At 63.2% G+C, this 20,490-nt stretch carries 15 protein-coding genes; 8 read left to right on the top strand and 7 right to left on the bottom strand.

The genetic code is table 11. The annotated features are described in order from the left end of the window. Positions 1-229: 229 nt before the first annotated feature. Entirely contained in the window at positions 230-1,942 is a 1,713-nt protein-coding gene (locus tag C1720_RS09905) for a SulP family inorganic anion transporter (protein WP_102284076.1), read from the top strand. Positions 1,943-1,978: 36 nt separating this feature from the next. On the opposite strand, the gene purN is transcribed toward C1720_RS09905, so the two are convergent. From purN to rpoH, 3 genes are all read right to left on the bottom strand, one after another. Next, on the bottom strand, positions 1,979-2,590 hold the full coding sequence (gene purN / locus C1720_RS09900; protein WP_050714507.1) for a phosphoribosylglycinamide formyltransferase: 612 nt from the start codon (positions 2,588-2,590) through the stop codon (positions 1,979-1,981). Between the two features lie 294 nt (positions 2,591-2,884). Then, positions 2,885-3,346: a tRNA (cytidine(34)-2'-O)-methyltransferase gene (locus C1720_RS09895; protein ID WP_102284075.1), complete on the bottom strand. Its 462-nt coding sequence runs from the start codon at positions 3,344-3,346 to the stop codon at positions 2,885-2,887. A 264-nt stretch (positions 3,347-3,610) separates the two neighbouring features. After that, positions 3,611-4,555: an RNA polymerase sigma factor RpoH gene (gene rpoH / locus C1720_RS09890; RefSeq protein ID WP_102284074.1), complete on the bottom strand. Its 945-nt coding sequence runs from the start codon at positions 4,553-4,555 to the stop codon at positions 3,611-3,613. Between the two features lie 270 nt (positions 4,556-4,825). Between rpoH and aceE the strand changes: the two genes are divergently transcribed. From aceE to C1720_RS09855, 7 genes are all read left to right on the top strand, one after another. Then, positions 4,826-7,549, top strand: coding sequence for a pyruvate dehydrogenase (acetyl-transferring), homodimeric type (aceE, locus tag C1720_RS09885; RefSeq protein WP_102284073.1), 2,724 nt, complete (start codon positions 4,826-4,828; stop codon positions 7,547-7,549). Beyond that, the gene (aceF, locus tag C1720_RS09880; protein WP_233200042.1) at positions 7,546-8,928 is read left to right on the top strand and encodes a dihydrolipoyllysine-residue acetyltransferase; all 1,383 of its coding nucleotides are present in this window, start codon (positions 7,546-7,548) and stop codon (positions 8,926-8,928) included. Before aceE ends, aceF begins: the two co-directional genes overlap by 4 nt. An 84-nt stretch (positions 8,929-9,012) precedes the next feature. Continuing rightward, positions 9,013-9,726, top strand: coding sequence for a DUF4253 domain-containing protein (locus tag C1720_RS09875; RefSeq protein ID WP_102284072.1), 714 nt, complete (start codon positions 9,013-9,015; stop codon positions 9,724-9,726). A gap of 59 nt (positions 9,727-9,785) precedes the next feature. Then, positions 9,786-10,793, top strand: coding sequence for a glutamate racemase (locus C1720_RS09870; protein ID WP_146006976.1), 1,008 nt, complete (start codon positions 9,786-9,788; stop codon positions 10,791-10,793). Next, a complete protein-coding gene (gene lpdA / locus C1720_RS09865; RefSeq protein ID WP_102284070.1) occupies positions 10,780-12,606 on the top strand; it encodes a dihydrolipoyl dehydrogenase in 1,827 nt (608 codons plus the stop codon). Before C1720_RS09870 ends, lpdA begins: the two co-directional genes overlap by 14 nt. Before the next feature lie 170 nt (positions 12,607-12,776). Continuing rightward, positions 12,777-13,223 carry a dUTP diphosphatase gene (gene dut / locus C1720_RS09860; RefSeq protein ID WP_050714514.1) on the top strand — a complete coding sequence of 149 codons (447 nt, stop codon included), beginning with the start codon at positions 12,777-12,779 and terminating at the stop codon, positions 13,221-13,223. 103 nt (positions 13,224-13,326) lie between these two features. After that, positions 13,327-13,833, top strand: a complete 507-nt coding sequence (locus C1720_RS09855) for an outer membrane lipoprotein (RefSeq protein WP_050714515.1) — start codon at positions 13,327-13,329, stop codon at positions 13,831-13,833. Positions 13,834-14,548: 715 nt separating this feature from the next. Here the strand turns inward: C1720_RS09855 and accD are convergent. The 4 genes from accD to trpB form a co-directional block, all read right to left on the bottom strand. Continuing rightward, positions 14,549-15,421: an acetyl-CoA carboxylase, carboxyltransferase subunit beta gene (gene accD / locus C1720_RS09850; RefSeq protein WP_050714516.1), complete on the bottom strand. Its 873-nt coding sequence runs from the start codon at positions 15,419-15,421 to the stop codon at positions 14,549-14,551. A 3-nt stretch (positions 15,422-15,424) separates the two neighbouring features. Further along, positions 15,425-16,261: a tryptophan synthase subunit alpha gene (trpA, locus tag C1720_RS09845; protein WP_102284069.1), complete on the bottom strand. Its 837-nt coding sequence runs from the start codon at positions 16,259-16,261 to the stop codon at positions 15,425-15,427. 68 nt (positions 16,262-16,329) lie between these two features. Continuing rightward, positions 16,330-19,206, bottom strand: a complete 2,877-nt coding sequence (locus C1720_RS09840; protein WP_102284068.1) for a class I SAM-dependent DNA methyltransferase — start codon at positions 19,204-19,206, stop codon at positions 16,330-16,332. Between the two features lie 4 nt (positions 19,207-19,210). Further along, a complete protein-coding gene (gene trpB, locus C1720_RS09835) occupies positions 19,211-20,488 on the bottom strand; it encodes a tryptophan synthase subunit beta (RefSeq protein ID WP_102284067.1) in 1,278 nt (425 codons plus the stop codon). Positions 20,489-20,490: the final 2 nt, after the last annotated feature.

The raw sequence follows: 20,490 nt of genomic DNA, 5'->3' as shown, positions 1-20,490 counted from the left end.
ACATGATGCACACGCCATCGACTTCCGTTTTTCGCATCAAATCCGCCCTAAGTCCTAGTGAAATCAGCGCAGGCCGCTCTCAAAATAAGAGTGTTTTGCAACCAAATGCGTGTATCTTTTTGCCTTTTGCGGCCTCTTGTGTTCCGTGGCGCCCGCCTGCCCTGCGTCAAGCGGCGCGCTCCGGCGCTGCCGGACAATTGCCCGTTTCGCCATTTCGCAACCCGCCGTCATGAGCTTTGCCCTGCCCCGCTTTCGCCCCCGCCTGCTTGACGCCCTGAAGGGCTACAACCGCGCGCGCCTTTCAAAAGACGTGGGCGCGGGACTGACGGTGGGCGTGGTGGCGCTGCCGCTGGCCATGGCCTTTGCCATTGCGTCGGGGCTGAAGCCCGAAGCGGGGCTGTTCACGGCCATCATCGCCGGCTTCATCGTGGCGGCGCTGGGCGGCAGCCGGGTGCAAATTGGCGGGCCGGCGGGGGCGTTCATCGTCATCGTCTATGGCATCGTGGAGCGCTACGGCGTGGGCAACCTCATCATCGCCACGGCCATGTCGGGCGTTTTTCTGTTCCTGATGGGGCTGCTGCGGCTGGGCACGCTGGTGCGCTTCATCCCGGTGGCCGTCATCATCGGCTTTACCAACGGCATCGCGGTGCTGGTGGCGCTGTCGCAAATCAAGGACTTTCTGGGCCTGCGCATCGCCAAGATGCCGGGCGACTTTTTCGGCATCGTCAGCACGCTGTGGACGCATCTGGACACTTTCAACGGCTGGGCGCTGGCGGTGGCGGCAGCTTCGCTGGCCGTCATCGTGCTTTGGCAGCACGGCGGCGGCTGGCTCAAAACGGCGCGCGTGCCCGTCATCGGCCCCATCCTGCCCTTTGGCAGCAAGCTCTCCAGCGTGCCCGGCTCCATCGTGGCGCTGACGCTGGCTACGGCGGCGGTGGCCGCTTTTGATCTGCCGGTGGAAACCATCGGCACCCGCTTTGGCGGCATACCGGCGGCGCTGCCTGCCTTCGCGCTGCCTGATTTCAGCTGGGGCACGGCGCGCTACATGCTCATGCCCGCCATCACGCTGGCGCTGCTCGGCTCCATCGAATCGCTGCTGTGCGCGCGCGTGGCCGACGGCATGATTGACGACCGCCACAACCCCAATCAGGAGCTGATGGCGCAGGGCATCGCCAACTTCGTCACGCCCTTTTTCGGCGGCATGCCCGCCACCGGCACCATCGCCCGCACGGTGACCAACGTGAAAAGCGGCGCCACCAGCCCGGTGGCGGGCATGGTGCACGCGCTGGCGCTGCTGGCCGTCATCCTCGTGGCCGCGCCGCTGGCCTCTTCCATTCCGCTGGCCACGCTGGCGGCCATTCTCATGTTCGTGGCCTGGAACATGGGCGAGTGGCGCGAGTTCGCCCGCCTGCGCAGCTACCGCATGCCCTACCGCGTGACGCTGCTGACCGTCTTCTTGCTCACCGTGGTGTTTGATTTGACGGTGGCCGTCGAATTCGGCATTGCCGCCGCGTGCCTGACCTTCATCTACCGCATCTCCAGCCTCTCGCGCGCCGAACAGCTGGACGCTGCCACCACCCCGCGCCTGGCCGGGCACGAAGGGCAGCTGCAAATCTGGCGGCTGTATGGCGCGCTGTTTTTCGGCGCCACCAAAGTGCTGGAGAACATGGAAGACCACCTGCCCGCGCGCGCGCTCGTGCTGGACCTCAAAAACGTCATCTACGTGGACTCCACCGGCGCCGAAGCGCTGGTGCACCTGGCCCGCGCCTGCGCGCGGCGCGGCGTGCGCCTGATCGTCAGCGGCCTGATGCACCAGCCGCTGGACATAGCCCGCCGCACCGGCTTTGCGGCCCAGGTTCAGCAGCAGGGCGAAGACTGCCTGCAACCGGATGTGGGCCGCGCCCTGGATGAGGCGCTGGCCAAGCTGGCGCAGCAGGCTTGAGGCCGCCCCGCGCCGCAGGCCCCTGCCGTCCGCGCTCTATTGCGTTCTATCGCGCTCCGCCGCCTCCTGCTGCGCGGCCAGCAGCCTGGCGATGGCTTGCGGATAAATCAAGTGCTCTTGCGTGAGCACGCGGGCGGCCAGGGTTTCAGCCGTGTCGTCCGGCAAAACAGGCACGGCGGCCTGCGCCAGGATTTGGCCGTGATCGAGCTGCGCCGTAACCTGGTGCACCGTGGCCCCGGCCACTTTGCAGCCCTCATCCAGCGCGCGCTGATGCGTGTGCAGCCCGGCAAAGGCCGGCAGCAGGCTGGGGTGAATGTTGAGCAGCCGCCCCGCGTAGCGGGCCACGAAACCGGGCGTGAGAACGCGCATGAAACCAGCCAGCGCCACCAGCGCGGGCTGGTGCGCGTCCACCGCCTGCGCCAGCGCGGCGTCAAACGCCTCGCGGCTGGCGTGCGCCGTGTGATCGACCACGGCAGTGGCAATGCCCTGCTCGCGCGCGAACAAAAGGCCCTTGGCGTCAGGCCGGTTGCTGATGACGGCGGCCACGCGCGCGCCCAGCCGCTCGCTCCATTTCTGCTGCCGCGCCGCCTGCACGATGGCCGCCATGTTGCTGCCCGTGCCCGAAATCAGAATGACGATGTTCTTCATGGGCGGAATTATCCGGACTGCCCCTGGCGCGCAAAGAAAGCAGCGGAAAGCACGGAGCCGCCATGCAGAGCGGAACGGCAGGCTGTTTCAGCTCCTGATTCAATAGCATGACGTCCTAGTGGAATAAGCGCGGGCACCGATTTCTACCCTCTTCAATTCGCTCCTTCTTTTGAAGATATGACGCCGCGCCAGGCCAAGGCCGTCATGCCCCTTCGCGCCCTCCGCTCCTTTCACCCGGCATGCCCCGGGAACCTGCTCATGGGCAGGGCCTGAACAGGCGCTTTGAGCGGCTTCTCAGACAAAGCCGCACTGCCGCCAGGCTTCAAAAACCGTAACGGCCACGGCGTTGGAGAGATTGAGACTGCGCTGGCCCGCGCGCATGGGCAGGCGCAAGCGCTGGGCAGGCGCGAAGGCGGCGAGCAGATCAGGCGGCAGGCCGCGTGTTTCCGCGCCGAAAACAAGACAGTCGCCCGGCACAAAGGCGTTGTCGTGCGCCAGGCGCTCGCCGCGCGTGGTCAGGGCAAAGCACCGCGCGGGATCAGGCTGGCGGGCAGCGAGAAAAGCGCGCCAATCCGCATGCCGGCGCACGTCGGCCCACTCGTGGTAATCCAGCCCGGCGCGGCGCAGCAGGCGGTCGTTCATGGAAAAGCCCAGCGGCTCAATGAGGTGCAGCGTGCAGCCCGTATTGGCCGCCAGGCGGATGACGTTGCCGGTGTTGGGCGGAATTTCGGGTTCAACCAAAACGATGTGAAACATGGCGCGAATTGTCCGCGCGCCGCCTGTCCGCAAGAGCAGCCAGCAGACCTGATTGAACGCGCAGGGCTGGACAATCAAGAATGATTCGCTCCTCAATCCATAGCACGGTGTCCTAGTAGAAACTGCGCGAAACGGCATTTCATACCCCTTGAATCTGCTCCTCTTTTCGAGGTGTACGACGATGGCGCGGGACAGTTGAATGCCTGCCCAGCCATGAAAAAGCCGCCCGGGGGGCGGCTTTTCTTCAGGCAGCGGATATGGGCTTCAGGCGTATCCGGCCAGCGCCTTGCGCATTTTTTTCATGGCGGCCACTTCGATCTGGCGGATGCGCTCGGCGCTGACGCCGTATTCGGCGGCCAGTTCATGCAGCGTCATGCCGCCGCTGCCGTCATCGCGCACATTCAGCCAGCGTTCGCTGACGATGCGGCGGCTGCGCTCGTCCAGGCTTTGCAAGGCGGTGGCAATGCCTTCGGTGGCCAGGCGGTCGCGCTGGGCGGCTTCGATCATGGCGGCAGGCTCATGGCTGGCGTCAGACAGCCAGGAGATGGGGCCGAAGGCGTGGTCGCCGTCATCGGCGGGCGCGGGGTCAAGCAGCACATCGCCGCCAGCCATGCGCGCTTCCATCTCGCGCACTTCTTCGGGCTTGACCTTGAGTTCTTCGGCCACGGTGAGCACCTGCGCCTGCGTGAGCGTGTCGCGCGGGGTGATGTCGGACTGGGCGTCTTCGGCGCGCAGCTCGTGCTTTATGGAGCGCAGGTTGAAAAAGAGCTTGCGCTGCGCCTTGGTGGTGGCGAGCTTGACGACGCGCCAGTTCTTGAGGATGTATTCGTGGATTTCGGCCTTGATCCAGTGCAGCGCGTAGCTGACCAGGCGCACGCCCTGATCAGGGTCGAAGCGCTTGACGGCCTTCATCAGCCCCACGTTGCCCTCCTGTATCAAATCGCCATGCGGCAGGCCGTAGCCCAGATACTGGCGCGAGACGGAAACCACCAGCCGCAGGTGTGAAAGCACCAGGCGGCCCGCCGCCTCCAGGCTGCCGCTGCTGCGCAGCTCGCGCGCGGCTTGCTGCTCTTCTTCTTGCGTGAGCAGGGGCAGGCGATTGACGGCGGTGATGTAGGCATCCAGATTGCCCAGCGAAGGCACCACGGCCCACGGATTGGCCACGGCAACGGCGGTGGATGCTTGGGCGGCAGGCGCGGCCGCCGACATGGAAACAGGGGCAGAAGCAGGCAATGCTGTGGTTTTCTCGGTCATATTGGCAAAAATGTTAGCACTCCCTTTGGAAGAGTGCCAAAAGGGAAGTTCAACCTTGGTTGTGCAAAGGTTTGTAAAACGCGCGAGCCGCCCTTGATTCATCCCGGTTCGCCCTGTTTTGTCTGATGGCGGCAGGGGTATTTCGCTGTGCGATGATTACTCACTATGCCTCGCAGGCCAGCAGGCCACATATCGTTTGTTACGACCCTTGCAGGAGATGCCTTCATGTCAGAAAACCCGAAAAACCTTTCCGGCGCCCCCATCGTGGATACGGATGAGCAGGAAACAAAAGAGTGGCTGGATGCGCTGTCCGCCGTGATTGACCGCGAAGGCGCGGAACGCGCGCATTTTTTGATTGAGGAAATGCTGGAACACGCGCGCCAGCACAGCATTGATCTGCCGTTTTCGGCCACCACGGGCTACGTGAACACCATTGAGCCGGATCAGGAAGCGCGTTGCCCCGGCAATATCGAGATCGAAAAGCGCCTGCGCGCCTACATGCGCTGGAACGCAATGGTGATGGTGGTGCGCGCCAATCGCCTGCATCCGGCTGACGGGGGCGATTTGGGCGGCCACATTGGCTCTTTTGCCTCGCTTGCTTCCATGCTGGGCGCGGGTTTCAACCATTTCTGGCACGCCGAAAGTGAAGGGCATGGCGGCGATCTGGTTTATTTGCAGGGCCATAGCTCGCCCGGCATTTACGCCCGCGCATTTCTGGAAGGGCGTATCACCGAAGAGCAGCTGAACAACTTCCGCCAGGAAACGGGCGGCAAGGGGCTGTCCAGCTATCCGCACCCCAAGCTGATGCCGGAGTTCTGGCAATTCCCCACCGTGAGCATGGGGCTGGGGCCGCTGATGGCCATTTATGAAGCGCGCTTTCTGAAATATCTGCACGCGCGCGGCATCGCCAATACGGAAAACCGCAAGGTCTGGGCCTTTCTGGGCGATGGCGAGATGGACGAGCCGGAGAGCCTGGGCGCCATCGGCATGGCCGCGCGCGAGGGGCTGGACAACCTCATCTTCGTCATCAACTGCAACCTGCAACGGCTGGATGGCCCGGTGCGCGGCAACGGCAAGATCATCCAGGAGCTGGAGGGCGACTTCCGGGGTGCGGGCTGGAATGTCATCAAGCTCATCTGGGGCAAGGGCTGGGACGATCTGCTGGCGCGCGATAAAAGCGGCAAGCTGCGCCAGCTGATGATGGAAACGCTGGATGGCGAATACCAGGTCTACAAAGCCAAGGACGGCGCTTACGTGCGCGAGCATTTCTTCGGCAAATACCCCGAAACCGCCAAGCTGGTGGAGCACATGAGCGACGAGGAAATCTGGAGCCTGCGCCGTGGCGGCCACGAGCCGAGCAAGGTGTATGCCGCCTTCCATGCCGCGCAGCACCACAAAGGCCAGCCCACCGTGCTGCTGGTGAAAACCATCAAGGGCTACGGCATGGGCAAGTACGGCGAAGGCAAGAACACCATCCACCAAACCAAGAAGCTTGACGATGAAGGCGTGCGCTACATGCGCGACCGCTTCAGCATCCCCGTGCCCGACAGCGAGCTGCCCAAGCTGCCCTACTACAAGCCAGCGGACGACACGCCCGAAATGCGCTATTTGCACGAGCGCCGCAAAGCCCTGGGCGGCTACCTGCCGCACCGCCGCACCAGGGCCGACGAGCAGTTCACCGTGCCCGCGCTGGAAACGTTCAAGGCCGTGCTGGAGCCTACGGCGGAAGGCCGCGAAATCAGCACCACGCAGGCCTACGTGCGCTTTCTGACCCAGCTGCTGCGCGATCAGGCGCTGGGGCCGCGCGTGGTGCCCATCGTGGTGGATGAATCGCGCACATTCGGCATGGAAGGGCTGTTCCGCCAGATCGGCATCTACAACCCCAAGGGCCAGCTCTACACGCCGGTGGATCGCGACCAGGTCATGTACTACAAGGAAGACAAGGCCGGGCAGATTCTTCAGGAAGGCATCAACGAAGCGGGCGGCATGGCCAGCTGGATTGCCGCCGCCACGAGCTACAGCACCTCGAACCGGATCATGATTCCGTTCTACGTGTACTACTCCATGTTCGGCTTTCAGCGCTTTGGCGATTTGGCCTGGGCGGCGGGCGACATGCAGGCGCGCGGCTTCTTGCTGGGCGGCACTTCGGGCCGCACCACGCTCAACGGCGAAGGCTTGCAGCACGAAGACGGCCACAGCCAGGTGCAGGCGGCGCTCATTCCCAACTGCGTCTGCTACGACCCCACTTTCGCGCATGAAGTGGGCGTAATCCTGCACCACGGCCTCAAGCGTATGGTGGAAAAGCAGGACAACGTCTTCTACTACATCACCCTGCTGAACGAGAACTACGCCATGCCCGGCCTGAAGGCGGGCACCGAAGAGCAAATCATCAAGGGCATGTACCTGTGCAGCCCCGGCGCACAAGCGCCCGTGCAGCGCGTGCAGCTGCTGGGCAGTGGCTCCATCCTGCGCGAAAGCCTGGCCGCCCAGGCCCTGCTGGCGCAGGACTGGGGCATTGCTGCCGATGTGTGGAGCTGCCCCAGCTTTACCGAGCTGGCCCGCGACGGCCAGGACTGCGAGCGCTGGAACATGCTGCATCCCACGGAAGCGCCGCGCGTGCCTTTCGTTGCGCAGCAGCTGGGCCGGCATGAAGGGCCGGTGGTCGCCTCCACCGACTACGTGCGCAGCTACGTTGAACCCATCCGCCCCTTCATCCCGAAAAACGGCGATGGCTCGGCGCGCAGCTTCAAGGTGCTGGGCACCGATGGTTTTGGCCGCAGCGACTTCCGCTTCCGCCTGCGCGAGCACTTCGAGATCGACCGCCATTACATCGTCGTGGCGGCCCTCAAGGCCCTGTCGGAAGAAGGCAAGCTGCCCGCCAGCAAGGTCGCCCAGGCCATTGCCAAGTACGGCATCAAGGCCGACAAAGTCAATCCCCTGCATGCCTGACCCGACGCACCCAGAGAGGACAACCCCAAATGGCACAAATTGAAATCAAGGTTCCTGACATTGGCGACTTCAAGGACGTCGGCGTGATCGAGCTGCTGGCCAAGCCCGGCGACGCTGTGCAGGCTGACCAGAGCCTGATCACCGTGGAAAGCGACAAGGCTTCAATGGAAATTCCTTCCAGCCATGCTGGCGTGCTCAAGGAATTCAAAGTGAAGCTGGGCGACAAAGTGAGCGAAGGCAGCGTGATCGCCATCGTGGAAGCCGCCGCAGAAGCAGCGGCTTCCGCGCTCGCCGCAGCCGCACCGAAAGAAGAGCCCAAAACGGCCCCAGCGCCCGCCAGTCAAGCGCCAGCCGCTATCAAAACGGAAGCGCCAGCCGCTCCGGCCACTCCTGCCGCTCCCGCCCCGGCAGCCGCCGCGCTGGACAACACGCGCCCGGCCATCAACCAGCCCCAGGGCCTGCCCCACGCCAGCCCCAGCGTGCGCAAATTTGCGCGCGAATTGGGCGTGCCGCTGGCCGAAGTACAGGGCAGCGGCCCCAAAGGCCGCATCACGCAGGAAGACGTGCAGAAATTCACCCAGGCCGTCATGTCCGGCAACCTGCAAACGCAGGCGCAGGCCGCGCGTGGCGGCATGGGCGGCGCAGGGCTTGATTTGCTGCCCTGGCCCAAGGTGGACTTCGCCAAGTTCGGCCCCATCGAGCGCAAGGAGCTTTCGCGCATCAAGAAAATCAGCGGCGCGAACCTGGCGCGCAACTGGGTGATGATTCCCCACGTCACCAATAACGACGAGGCCGACATCACCGAGCTGGAAGCCTTCCGCGTGCGCACCAACAAGGAAAACGAAAAGAGCGGCATCAAAGTCACCATGCTCGCCTTCGTCATCAAGGCCGTGGTAGCCGCGCTGAAGAAATACCCTGACTTCAACGCCAGCCTTGACGGCGACGCGCTGGTTTACAAGCAGTATTTCCACATCGGTTTTGCCGCCGACACGCCCAACGGCCTGGTCGTGCCCGTGCTCAAAAATGCCGACCAGAAAGGCATCCTGCAAATCAGCCAGGAAATGGGCGATCTGGCCCAAAAAGCGCGCGAAGGCAAGCTGGGCAGCGCCGACATGCAAGGCGGCTGCTTCACCATCAGCAGCCTGGGCGGTATCGGCGGCACGCACTTCACGCCCATCATCAACGCGCCTGAAGTCGCCATCCTGGGCCTGTCGCGCAGCAGCCTCAAGCCCGTGTGGGACGGCAAGCAGTTCGCGCCGCGCCTGACGCTGCCGCTGTCGCTCAGCTATGACCACCGCGTCATCGACGGCGCGGCAGCCGCGCGCTTTAATGCCTACCTCAGCCAGGTGCTGGCGGATTACCGCCGCATCCTGCTTTGATACGTTTCTGGCCGGAAAAGCCATTTGGGAGCCGAATGCCCGGCCGCCCGCCGGGCATTTTGTTCAGCCAGACAAGGAGGCGGCATGACATTTCCCTATCCGGTGCATTACGTTCCAGGCGCGCAGGCGCTGGAAAAACGGGCGCAATTGCAGCAAGAAAATGGTGGCTTTGCCGTCATTTTGGGCGACGATGAAAGCCTGGAACGCATTCAGGAAAATTTTGAATTCCACAGCAAAAAATCTCCGCAAGAGCTGATTGCGCAAGCCCTTGAAATCGATGCGCTGGAATGGTTTGCCAGCCAGCAGGCCGATATGGATGCTGACGCCGAAGAATGGCTGGACGTGGGCGCCGCCAGCATCAGCGCCCCGCATGGCGCAGAACCGCCCGAATGGCCCGCATCGCCCGAAGAAGCGCACGGCGAAATTCGCAGCCACCGCAACATCCTGACGGGCCGCTTTCTCGACACGGCCGCCCTGGCTTGCATACCCGCGCAAGAAAACTGGCAAATTTCCTGCTACCTGAAACTGGGCGGATGGAATGCATGCCCCCTGCCTGCCGAAATGGCCGCCATTTGCAAATTCTGGCAGGAGCGCCATGGCGCGCAAATCGTCTGCGCCACGGCTGACGTGCTGGAAATGCAAGTGGCCCGCCCGCCCCAAACAAAAGAAGAAGCCCTGGAGCTGGCGCAGCAGCAATATCTGTTTTGCAACGATATCGTTGATCAGGGCGTGGGCGATGTTGAATCGCTGGCAAAAACCCTGCTGTATTCCCCCGTCTGGTATTTCTGGTGGGATTGATTCCAGCGCAAATCGCCATTCGCTTTTTCCAATTCTTTTTTCCATTCATTCCAGGCCCCATGCCCCGCGCCACTGTCAGGCCCTTTGATGCAGACCGCCCAAGCGCCGCTTCGCACGCTCCGGCGCAATGGCAGGAACTGCGCGCGCCCGTGGGCGTGTTCGACGCGGGCATCGGCAGCTACGCGGTGGCCCGGCTCATCCAGCAGCACTACCCGTGGCAGGACGTGATCTACCTGGCCGATCGCGCCAGCTTCCCCTATGGCGGCAAAACCCATGCCGAACTGGGGCGCGTGGTGGGCGCAGCCATTGCCCGCCTGGCGGACTGGGGCGCGCGCGCCGTGGTGCTGGCTTCCAACGCGCCTTCCGTCATGGTGCTGCAAGAGTTGCAAGCCTTCAGCCCCGTGCCCGTGCTCGGCGTCTATCCGCCGGTGCGGCAGGCGCTGGCGCTCTCGCGCAGCGGCGAAGTGGCGCTGCTGGGCGTGGCCTCGCTGGTCAGCAGTCCGCAAATTGCAGCCTACGTGCAGCGCGAAGCGGCGGGCCGCGCCGTGCGCGTTGTCAATGCCTCGGCTCTGGTGGCCTTGGTGGAAAGCGGCGCGTTCCTGAGCGACGCGGCCGGCACGCAAACCCAGGTTCATGCCTTCATGCAGGCGCTGCTGCGGCAGCACCCTGGTGTGGATGTGTGCACGCTTTCCTCCACCCATCTGCCTTGGCTGCGCGCTTTTTTCGAGCAGGCCGCGCCGCAAGTGCAGTTTCTGGACCCGGCGCAATCCGTCGTGGAGCGCCTGGCCGCACTGCTGCCACAAGACCGCCCGGCCGATGGCCGCCCGGGCCGCCTTGTCTGCATGGCGACCGAATCGCCCGCCTGCCCGCTTGCGGGCCTGACCGAGACATTTGCGCGCCTGGGCGTGGCGCTCACGCCACACCTGGCTGCCTCGCCCCTGCCCGTGCCGCCCGGCCTTCAGGCCCTGTGGCCCGCTGCTGCGGCAGACGCCGCCAGCCGCACGGCTCCGCCTTCCTCCCCTTTTCATCCCTTCGCAAGACAGGAGACTCCCCGTGTCCACCATTGAAATCAAGGTTCCCGACATTGGCGACTTCAAAGACGTCGCCATCATCGAAGTGCTCGTCAAGCCCGGCGACACCGTGCGCCAGGAGCAGTCGCTGGTCACGGTCGAATCCGACAAGGCCAGCATGGAAATCCCCACCAGCCACGCCGGCGTGGTGAAAGAAATGCGCGTGAAGCTGGGCGACAAAGTCAGCGAAGGCTCCGTGCTGCTCACGCTGGAAACTGCCGAGGCTGCCGCCGCCGCCCCGGCTGCGGCTCCCGCTCCTGCGGCATCTGCTCCCGCGCCAGCCGCCCCGGCCCCTGCCAAGGCGCCAGCCCCTGCGCCCGTGTCCGCGCCCGCCCCCGCCAGCAGCCTGCCTGCCGACATCGAATGCGATGTGCTCGTGCTCGGCGCAGGCCCCGGCGGCTACAGCGCCGCTTTCCGCGCGGCCGATCTGGGCCTGTCCGTCGTGCTCGTGGAGCGCTACGCCACCCTGGGCGGCGTGTGCCTAAACGTAGGCTGCATCCCCTCCAAAGCCCTGCTGCACGTGGCCGCCGTCATCGACGAAGCCCGCCACCTCGAAGCCGCCGGCGTGCGCTTCGGCGCGCCCCAGGTCAATCTGGACCAGCTGCGCGCCCACAAGGAAAAAGTCGTCGCCAAACTCACCGGCGGCCTGGCCGCCATGGCCAAAATGCGCAAAGTCACCCTCGTGCGCGGCATCGGCGCGTTTGCTGACGCCTACACCCTGCACGTGCAGGAAACCGGCGGCAGCGGCCAGCAGCCCACTGGCGGCACAAAAGCCGTGCGCTTCAAGCGCTGCATCATCGCCGCCGGCAGCCAGGCCGTGCACCTGCCCTTCATGCCCGACGACCCCCGCGTGGTGGACTCCACCGGCGCACTGGCGCTCAAAAGCGTGCCCAAACGCATGCTCATCGTCGGCGGCGGCATCATCGGCCTCGAAATGGGCACCGTCTACAGCACCCTGGGCGCGCGGCTTGACGTGGTGGAAATGCAAGACGGCCTCATGCAAGGCGCCGACCGCGACCTCGTCAAAGTCTGGCAAAAGCTCAACCAGCCGCGCTTTGACCGCATCTTGCTGCAAACCAAAACCGTGGGCGCCGAAGCCACGCCCGACGGCATCAAAGTCCGGTTTGAAGGGCTGGATGGCGCCCGCAGCGAAGGCGTCTATGACCTTGTGCTCCAGGCCGTAGGCCGCACGCCCAACGGCAAGAAAATCGCCGCCGACAAAGCCGGCGTGGCCGTCACCGAACGCGGTTTCATCGAAGTCGATGCCCAGATGCGCACCAACGCGCCCCACATCTTCGCCATTGGCGACATCGTCGGCCAGCCCATGCTCGCCCACAAGGCCGTGCACGAAGCGCACGTGGCCGCCGAAGTCATCGCAGGCGAACTCAAGGGCGACGAAGCCCTGGCCCGCAGCGCCTTCACCGCCCGCGTCATCCCCAGCGTGGCCTACACCGACCCCGAAGTGGCCTGGGTCGGCCTGACCGAAGAGCAGGCCAAGGCGCAGGGCGTCAAAGTCAAAAAGGGCCTCTTCCCCTGGACGGCCTCCGGCCGCGCCATCGCCAATGGCCGCGACGAAGGCTTTACCAAGCTCCTGTTTGACGAAGCCAGCCACCGCATCGTCGGCGGCGGCATCGTCGGCACCCACGCGGGCGACATGATTGGCGAAATCGCCCTGGCCATTGAAATGGGCGCCGACGCCATCGACATCGGCCAAACCATCCACCCCCACCCCACCCTGGGCGAAAGCCTGGGCATGGCCGCCGAAGTGGCCCACGGCAGCTGCACCGACCTGCCCCCGCAGCGCAAGTAAGAGGCTGTTCGCTATCTGTTGATGGCGCGAAAAGCACGGACCCGGACCTTCCTGCGGCATTGCAAATGCCTCGTCCGGGTCACAAGATCCGTCTGTGATTTGCGCCTGGCCGCCCAACCCTGATCTGCCCACTCGCCCCGTGCGGTCAGATCATGAACAGGCTCTGAAAAATGAAAATCGACATCCGCATTCTTGACGGGCGCCTGCGCGCGCAAATGCCCGCCTACGCCACACCGGGCAGCGCCGGGCTGGACTTGCGCGCCTGCATCGACGCGCCGCTCACCCTGGCGCCTGGCGCCTGGCAGCTGGTGCCCACCGGCATGGCCATGCACCTGGCCGATCCGGGCTACGCCGCGCTCATCCTGCCGCGCTCCGGGCTGGGGCACAAGCACGGCATCGTCATGGGCAACCTGGTGGGCCTGATTGACAGCGACTACCAGGGCCAGCTCATGGTCAGCGCCTGGAACCGCAGCGCCACGCCGTTCACCATCGAACCCATGGAGCGCATCGCGCAAATGGTCATCGTCCCCGTGGTGCAGGCCACGTTCAACGTGGTCGATGCTTTTGCCGCCAGCGAGCGCGGCGAAGGCGGCTATGGCTCCACGGGTCTGAAATAAGCTGCATTGCTTGTTACAGCGCCACGCGCTGCCGCTGTCAGCGCCAGGGAGGCATCCGGCGTTAGTCTCGCCGTCACTTCGTTTTTTCACCAGGAGAGTTCACATGAACATCAAAAAAACCGCATCCCTGACGCTGGGCCTGGCCGCCGCGCTCACCCTCGCGGCCTGCCAGAGCAACCCCAACTACGGCTACTACCCGCAGCAGCCCTATCCGCAGCCGGGCTACGGCCAGTACCAGCAGCCGGGTTACCAGCAGCAGGCCTACTCCCAGTTTGGCCGCGTAGCGGGTGTGGACCTCATCCGCCGTGGTAGCAGCGGCAGTGATGGCACCGTGGGCGCCGTAGCCGGCGGCGTCGTCGGCGGCGCGCTGGGCCACCAGATTGGCGGCGGACGCGGCCGCACGGCGGCCACCGTCGCGGGCGCCGTGGGCGGCGCGCTGATTGGCCGCGTGCTGGAGCAAAACCTGAGCGGCGGCGGCTATGACCGCGATGTGTACCGCGTGACGGTGCATCTGGAAAACGGCGGCTCCCGCACATTTGACTACGCCGAGCCGCCCAACGTGCGCGTAGGCGACCGCGTGCGCGTTGAAGGCAACCAGCTCTACCGCTGATGGCGCTTTGCCGCCAGCTCATGAAAACGGCGCTTCATGGCGCCGTTTTTTTTGCCCTGATTTTTTGAAGCCGCCCGCTTTCAGCGCCATTGCGCGCCACGCAAAAAGCGTTTGCCCGCTGCCCTGCCGGGTTGCATCAGAAACAAGAGCAAATATGAAGGGCATGAAATACCGCTTCGCGCAGATTCCACTAGGACATCATGCTATTGATACGGGAGCGAATTGCAGCCAATTCCCTCTCGCGCCATGGTCACGCAGGCCGCCCGCTGTCTCGTGTGGACGCTTCGCCCATTGAAAAGGCGGGGGCAGGAATGAATAAACAGGCTGATTCACACTGGCGCGCGCCTTCTTCCCCACTCCGCCCTGCCTTTCCCTGCCCTGCCCTCTCACAGTCAGGCCGCGAACAGGGGCCGGGAAGCATCAAAAGAAGGAGCAAATTCAATGGGGTTGAAATTTCGTTCTGCGCAGTTTCTACTAGGACCCAATGCTATGAATCAAGGAGCGAAATAGCCTATCCGCCAGCCGCCCAGCTGGCGCTTATGCCCGCCACGGCCCGGCTCGCTTTTTCTGCTGCCTGCGCACAAAGCCGCGAGCGGACCTGAAAAGCGGCGGACAGCTTGATGGGCGTGCGGAAGGCGCAGCGCAGCCATACACGCATGAAAAAGCCGCCCATCCGGCGGCTTTTCGTTGGTTTGGGCGTGGGGCGCAGGCCCGGTCAGCCCACGGCTTCGGCGGGCTGGCGCTGGAGCATGGCGAGGATGTGGGCAATTTTTTCGCGCAGTTCGCGGCGGTCGCAAATGAAATCGACGGCGCCTTTTTCTTGCAGGAATTCGGCGCGCTGAAAGCCTTCGGGGAGTTTGACGCGCACGGTGTTTTCAATGACGCGCGGGCCGGCAAAGCCGATAAGCGCTTTCGGTTCGGCAATCACCACGTCGCCCATGAAGGCAAAACCGGCGGAGACGCCGCCCATCGTGGGGTCAGTGAGCACGCTGATGTAGGGCAGGCCCGCTTGCGCCAGGCGGGTGAGGGCGGCATTGGTTTTGGCCATTTGCATCAGGCTGAACAGGCCTTCTTGCATGCGCGCGCCGCCTGTGGCGGCAAAGCTGATGAAGGGGGTTTTGCGCTCGATGGCCGCTTGCACGCCGCGCACGAAGCGCTCGCCCACCACGCTGCCCATGCTGCCGCCCATGAAGTTGAATTCAAACGCGGCGGCCACCACGGGCATGCCCAGCACGGCGCCGCTCATGACCACGAGCGCGTCACTCTCGCCCGTGGCTTGCGCGGCTTCTTTCAGGCGCTCGGGGTATTTGCGGCTGTCGCGGAACTTCAGGGCGTCGGTAGGCGTGATGTCCTGGCCGATTTCATGGCGCTCGCCTTCATCCAGAAACAGGCCCAGGCGGATGCGCGCAGCCACGCGGTTGTGGTGGCTGCAATGGGGGCAGACGAACTGGTTTTGCTCCAGGTCGGTTTTGTAGAGCACCGTGCTGCACGAAGGGCATTTGAGCCACAGCCCTTCAGGAATTTGATGGCGCGCGGCGGTGTCGGTTTTGCGGATTTTGGGGGGCAGTATTTTTTCAAGCCAGGACATGTTTCAAGCTCTTTGCGTCGGTTGAGGTTCAATGCCATCGAGCGCCGCGCGGATTTCGCGCATGAAGCCGGCGGCGGCCTGGAGCCGATTGTCGGGCGCGGCGCTTTCCACCAGCTGAATCAGCCGCGAGCCAATCACCACCGCATCAGCCACGCTGCCAATGGCGCGGGCCGTTTCGGCGTTGCGTATGCCAAAGCCCACGCCCACGGGCACATGCACATGGCGGCGAATGCGCGGCACGGCCGCCTGCACCTGCGCGACATCCAGGCTGGCCGCGCCCGTCACGCCCTTGAGCGACACGTAATACACATAGCCGCTGGCCAGGCGCGCCACTTGCGCCATGCGCTCGTCCGTGCTGGTGGGCGCAAGCAGGAAGATGAGGTCCAGCCCCGCGCTTTTGAGCGCGGCGGCAAAGTCGGCGCATTCCTCGGGCGGGTAATCGACGATGAGCAGGCCATCCACGCCCGCCGCCGCCGCATCGCGAATGAACGCGCCCGCGCCGCGCCGCTGGTCATAGCGCTCCACGGGGTTGGCATAACCCATCAGCACCACGGGCGTCTGGCCGCCCTGCTGGCGGAAGGTTTTCACCATCTCCAGCACCTGCGCCAGCCCCGTGCCGCCCGCCAGCGCCAGCTCGCCCGCGCGCTGAATCACGGGGCCGTCAGCGTTGGGGTCTGAAAACGGCACGCCCAGCTCGATCACGTCAGCCCCGGCGCCCGCCAGCGCGTGCATCAGCGCAGGCGTGATGCCCGCTTCGGGAAAGCCCGCCATCACGTAGGGAATCAGCGCCTTGCGGCCTTGCTGCTTGAGATGTTCAAAAGTGGATTGGATGCGGCTCATGGCTTGGGAAAAAAGAAGGCAAAGGAATGAATGCGGCGCAAAAAATGGGGCAGAAGAAAGCGGCGCGCTCAGGATGAGGCCGCGCCACGGCGGCGGCGAGGCGCTGGCGCAGCGGCCAGCAAGCCGGTTTGCCGCTGGTAGAGGGAAAAGAGAAAGGCCACGCGCTCGGCATCGCCCGCATAGGTTTTGGGGCCGCCCGCCAGTTGGTAGGCCTTGTCCACCGCCGCGTCAAGCCTTTGATGGGCTTTGAGCAAGTCAGCGGGCATGGTCAAGGGGTCATACAAATCGGCCAGGCTGCTGCCCGGGTGGGCGGCGCGGGCGTCCAGCACGGCCTGCGCTGCGCTTTCGATGGCGGCTTGCGCTTTCTGGGTCTGGGCGGCGGGTGTTTTTTCTTTTTCTTCCGTATTGGCGCTGGGAAAAGGCCAGGGGAAATTGTTGTAGACGATGGCGGCGGAATAGCGATAGCGGCTTTCCAAACGCCCGCAAACCGCGCGCACCCAAGCGTTGTGCATCGTGCTGGAGAGGATGCCGAAGTGGAAAAGGGTGGCACCTGCAACAACATAAAGCTGGTTTGAAGCGATTACCTCAGCAGAAAGCAGTGCCATCGGTATGAAATTGCGCCGTTCTGAACTGACTGTAGGAATTGCTATGTAGTCGCTGAATGGCTGACGGATTTCTGCAAATAATGTTGGGGTTGCTGCCAGTTTGCGTGTTGTCGCCCGATCGCGGGAACTACGCCAATCGCGCACTGCGTTAATTCTTTCCAAAATCAGAGGGATTTTCCGTAAGTTTGATGGATTTGCGGCGCGTAGCCAAAGGCACCATCGGCGTGTTCCGTGCAGTAATTCCTCACCTCCAAGAAAAGGCCGAATATATTCAACAATGCGATCATCGGCATTAATCAGGGCAGTTCGGGTTTGATCATCAAGCGTGAAATTTCCATCGTCCAACGCAAAACTACCATATACGATTTCTGGCACATCACCAATAGCAGTGCGTCTAGAGTCGATAAGAATATCGGGCGCATCGACCAAATACGGGTTTATGTTGGCTACTGGAACTGCTTGCGCCTGCCCCTTGATGTCAGCATATTCATAGATGGTTTTCCCGACACGGTCTTGCAGCCCAAATCCGATAATGACGCAATGCACAGCGGCTTTACCGCGGGCTTCGTTGCTCCATTTGAATGTGCGGTGTGCAAAATTAATATGCACGCCTTGCGCCAAAAGCCACCCCCATAGAACCCCAACTTGTTCGCCCTGAGTGATGCTGTTGGTGGAAACAAAGGCGCAACACATTTGTGACTGGCTGGAAAACCCCTGCTGCAATTCGTTTTGCAATTGCCTTGCAGATTGTGCATATTGCGTGGCCTTGACATACCATGCGGCCACAAAATCAAGCACGCCAAAACCTTTTATTTTCCCCATGACGGCAGCGAAGTCTGTTTTTTGTGCGACGCTTTGTTCTTTTTTACCCACAAAGGGCGGATTGCCCAGCACGTAGCTGCACCGGCTGGCGGGCAGCACGTCATCCCAGTTCAGCGTGAGGGCGTTGCCGTGCACGATGCGGGGGCTGGTCACCAGCGGAATGCGGGCGAAGTACAGGCCGAATTCCTCGCTGGCGCGCAGGTTCATCTGGTGGTCCATCAGCCACATGGCCACCTGGGCGATCTGGGCGGGAAATTCTTCAATTTCGATGCCGTAGAACTGGTCCACATTGACGCCGATGAGCTGGTGCACGTCCACGCTTTGCTGGCCGGCATGGCCCGACAAGGCGGCGTCGGCGCGCAGCACATCCAGCTCCAGCAGGCGCAATTCGCGGTAGCTGATGACAAGAAAGTTGCCGCAGCCGCAGGCGGGGTCGAAAAAGCTCAGCGTGCGCAGCTTTTTATGAAACTCAAACAGCTTGTTGCGCTGGCGTTTGATTTTTTCAAACTCGGCGCGCAATTCATCCAGAAACAGCGGTCGAATGAGCTTGAGGATGTTTTCTTCCGATGTGTAGTGCGCGCCCAGGTGGCGGCGGGCCTTTTCGTCCATGATGGACTGAAACAGGCTGCCGAAGATGGCGGGGCTGATGGCTGACCAGTCCAGCGCGCAAGCCTTGAGCAGCGCCGCGCGGGTGTCTGCATCAAAGTCGGCAATGGGCAGGCTTTCAGCGAACAGGCGGCCATTGACGTAGGGAAAAGCGGCCAGTTGCTCGTCCAGGTTTTTGCTGCGCTGGCCTTCGGGCGTGTCAAGCACCTGAAACAGTTGCGCCAGGCGGGGGCCGAGATCGCTGCCGTCTTCGGAAGTGCGCTCTTCAATAAAGGCGCGGAAAGCCTGCGCGGGCTGGAAGATGGCCGTGTCGTCGGCAAACAGGCAAAACAGCAGACGCACGAGCAGCACTTCCAGCGGGTGGCCCGCATAGCCCGCGCTTTTGAGCGCGTCATGCAGCTCGCCCATGCGTTCGGCCGCTTTGATATTGACCGGGTTTTGCGGCTCGATTCGCTGGGGCTTGTAGCCCGCAATAAAGCCAAACAGGCGCACGTGCTTGTGCAAATCGGCCAGGCCAAATTCGGTGTAGCGGCCGGGCTGGCAATCCGTCAGGTCGTAAACACGAAAGCGGGCAAAGTCGCTGACGATGATGATCTGGGGCAAATCCCGCTCTGAAATGCCATCCAGATAGCCCTTGGCCTGGACATAGGCTTTGTCCAGGTCTTTGCCGCGCGATTTCTGTTCCACCAGCAGCATGCCGGGCCAGAACAGATCAACGAAGCCAGCGCCGCCGCCGTGCTTTTTGACATTCAACTCAAACGTAAAAACACGCTTGTTGGTAATGCCAAAGCAGTCGAAGAATTCAATCCAGAAAGGCTTGGCTTCCGAATCTTCATTGGCAGCGTCGGCCCAGCGTCGGCTGAAATTCAGCACGCGGGATTTGATTTCGTTCCAGGATAAAGGAGCCGGCATGGTGTTATTGGCCTTGCGGCCCTTGGGTCCCGTTGCCCGCCCCTTTCACCACATGCCCGCGCATGGAGGGGCGGTCGTAGAAATCAACGCCGTCGAGATCGGCCACGGTGCCTATGTCTTTGTCGCCACGGCCCGAGAGGCAAACCAGAATGGATTGGTCGGGCCGCATGGCGGGCGCGATTTTCATGGCGTGGGCAAAGGCATGGCTGGATTCCAGCGCGGGAATAATGCCTTCCGTGCGGCACAGGTGGTGAAAAGCGGCCAGCGCTTCGGCATCCGTAATGCCCACATATTCGGCGCGGCCCGTGTCTTTCAGCCAAGCGTGTTCGGGGCCGACGCCGGGATAATCCAGCCCGGCGCTGATGCTGTGGGTTTCAATAATCTGCCCGTCGTCATTTTGCAGCACGTAGGTGCGGTTGCCGTGCAGCACGCCGGGGCTGCCGCGCTCCAGGCTGGCGGCGTGCTGGCCGCTGTCCAGCCCGCGTCCGGCGGCTTCCACGCCGATTAACCGGGTTTTTTCAAAAGGTATATAGGGGTGGAATATGCCCATTGCGTTGCTGCCGCCGCCCACGCAGGCAATGACGGCGTCGGGCTGTTTTTCAGCGCCCAGCATTTTGGGCATTTGCGTCAGGCATTCTTTGCCAATCACGCTTTGAAAATCGCGCACCATCATGGGATAAGGGTGCGGCCCGGCCACGGTGCCGATGATGTAGAAGGTGTTGTCCACATTCGCCACCCAGTCGCGCATGGCTTCGTTGAGCGCGTCTTTCAGGGTTTTGCTGCCGCTTTCCACGGGCGTGACGGTCGCGCCCAGCAGTTTCATGCGGTAAACGTTGGGCGACTGGCGCTTGACGTCTTCCGCGCCCATGTACACCACGCATTGCAGGCCGTAGCGCGCGCAGATGGTGGCGGTGGCCACGCCGTGCTGGCCTGCGCCGGTTTCGGCAATGATGCGCGGCTTGCCCATGCGCCGCGCCAGCATGGCCTGGCCGATGACGTTGTTGATTTTGTGCGCGCCGGTGTGATTCAAATCTTCGCGCTTCAAGTAAATCTGCGCGCCGCCCAGTTCGCGGCTGGTGCGCGCCGCGTGATAAACGGGAGAAGGCCGGCCCACATAATGCGCCAGTTCGTTTTGGAATTCGGCCAGAAAATCCGGGTCATTCTGGTATTTGGCGTAGGCGCTTTTCAGCTCGTTGATGGCATAAGTCAGCGTTTCGCTGATAAAGCAGCCGCCATAGGGGCCGAAATGGCCGTTGGCATCAGGTTGTGAATTTGAAATCATGG

This window comes from Ottowia massiliensis, assembly GCF_900240305.1.
Taxonomy (GTDB): domain Bacteria; phylum Pseudomonadota; class Gammaproteobacteria; order Burkholderiales; family Burkholderiaceae_C; genus Ottowia; species Ottowia massiliensis.
This window is presented reverse-complemented; position numbering and strand designations above follow the sequence as displayed.

Bases quoted from the DNA above. Each gene is read 5' to 3' on its own strand.
- C1720_RS09905 (WP_102284076.1), top strand. From the start codon at position 230: ATGAGCTTTGCCCTGCCCCGCTTTCGCCCCCGCCTGCTTGACGCCCTG.
- purN (WP_050714507.1), bottom strand. From the start codon at position 2,590: ATGAAGAACATCGTCATTCTGATTTCGGGCACGGGCAGCAACATGGCG.
- C1720_RS09895 (WP_102284075.1), bottom strand. From the start codon at position 3,346: ATGTTTCACATCGTTTTGGTTGAACCCGAAATTCCGCCCAACACCGGC.
- rpoH (WP_102284074.1), bottom strand. From the start codon at position 4,555: ATGTCGGCGGCCGCGCCTGCCGCCCAAGCATCCACCGCCGTTGCCGTG.
- aceE (WP_102284073.1), top strand. From the start codon at position 4,826: ATGTCAGAAAACCCGAAAAACCTTTCCGGCGCCCCCATCGTGGATACG.
- C1720_RS09875 (WP_102284072.1), top strand. From the start codon at position 9,013: ATGACATTTCCCTATCCGGTGCATTACGTTCCAGGCGCGCAGGCGCTG.
- C1720_RS09870 (WP_146006976.1), top strand. From the start codon at position 9,786: ATGCCCCGCGCCACTGTCAGGCCCTTTGATGCAGACCGCCCAAGCGCC.
- dut (WP_050714514.1), top strand. From the start codon at position 12,777: ATGAAAATCGACATCCGCATTCTTGACGGGCGCCTGCGCGCGCAAATG.
- C1720_RS09855 (WP_050714515.1), top strand. From the start codon at position 13,327: ATGAACATCAAAAAAACCGCATCCCTGACGCTGGGCCTGGCCGCCGCG.
- accD (WP_050714516.1), bottom strand. From the start codon at position 15,421: ATGTCCTGGCTTGAAAAAATACTGCCCCCCAAAATCCGCAAAACCGAC.
- trpA (WP_102284069.1), bottom strand. From the start codon at position 16,261: ATGAGCCGCATCCAATCCACTTTTGAACATCTCAAGCAGCAAGGCCGC.
- C1720_RS09840 (WP_102284068.1), bottom strand. From the start codon at position 19,206: ATGCCGGCTCCTTTATCCTGGAACGAAATCAAATCCCGCGTGCTGAAT.
- trpB (WP_102284067.1), bottom strand. From the start codon at position 20,488: ATGATTTCAAATTCACAACCTGATGCCAACGGCCATTTCGGCCCCTAT.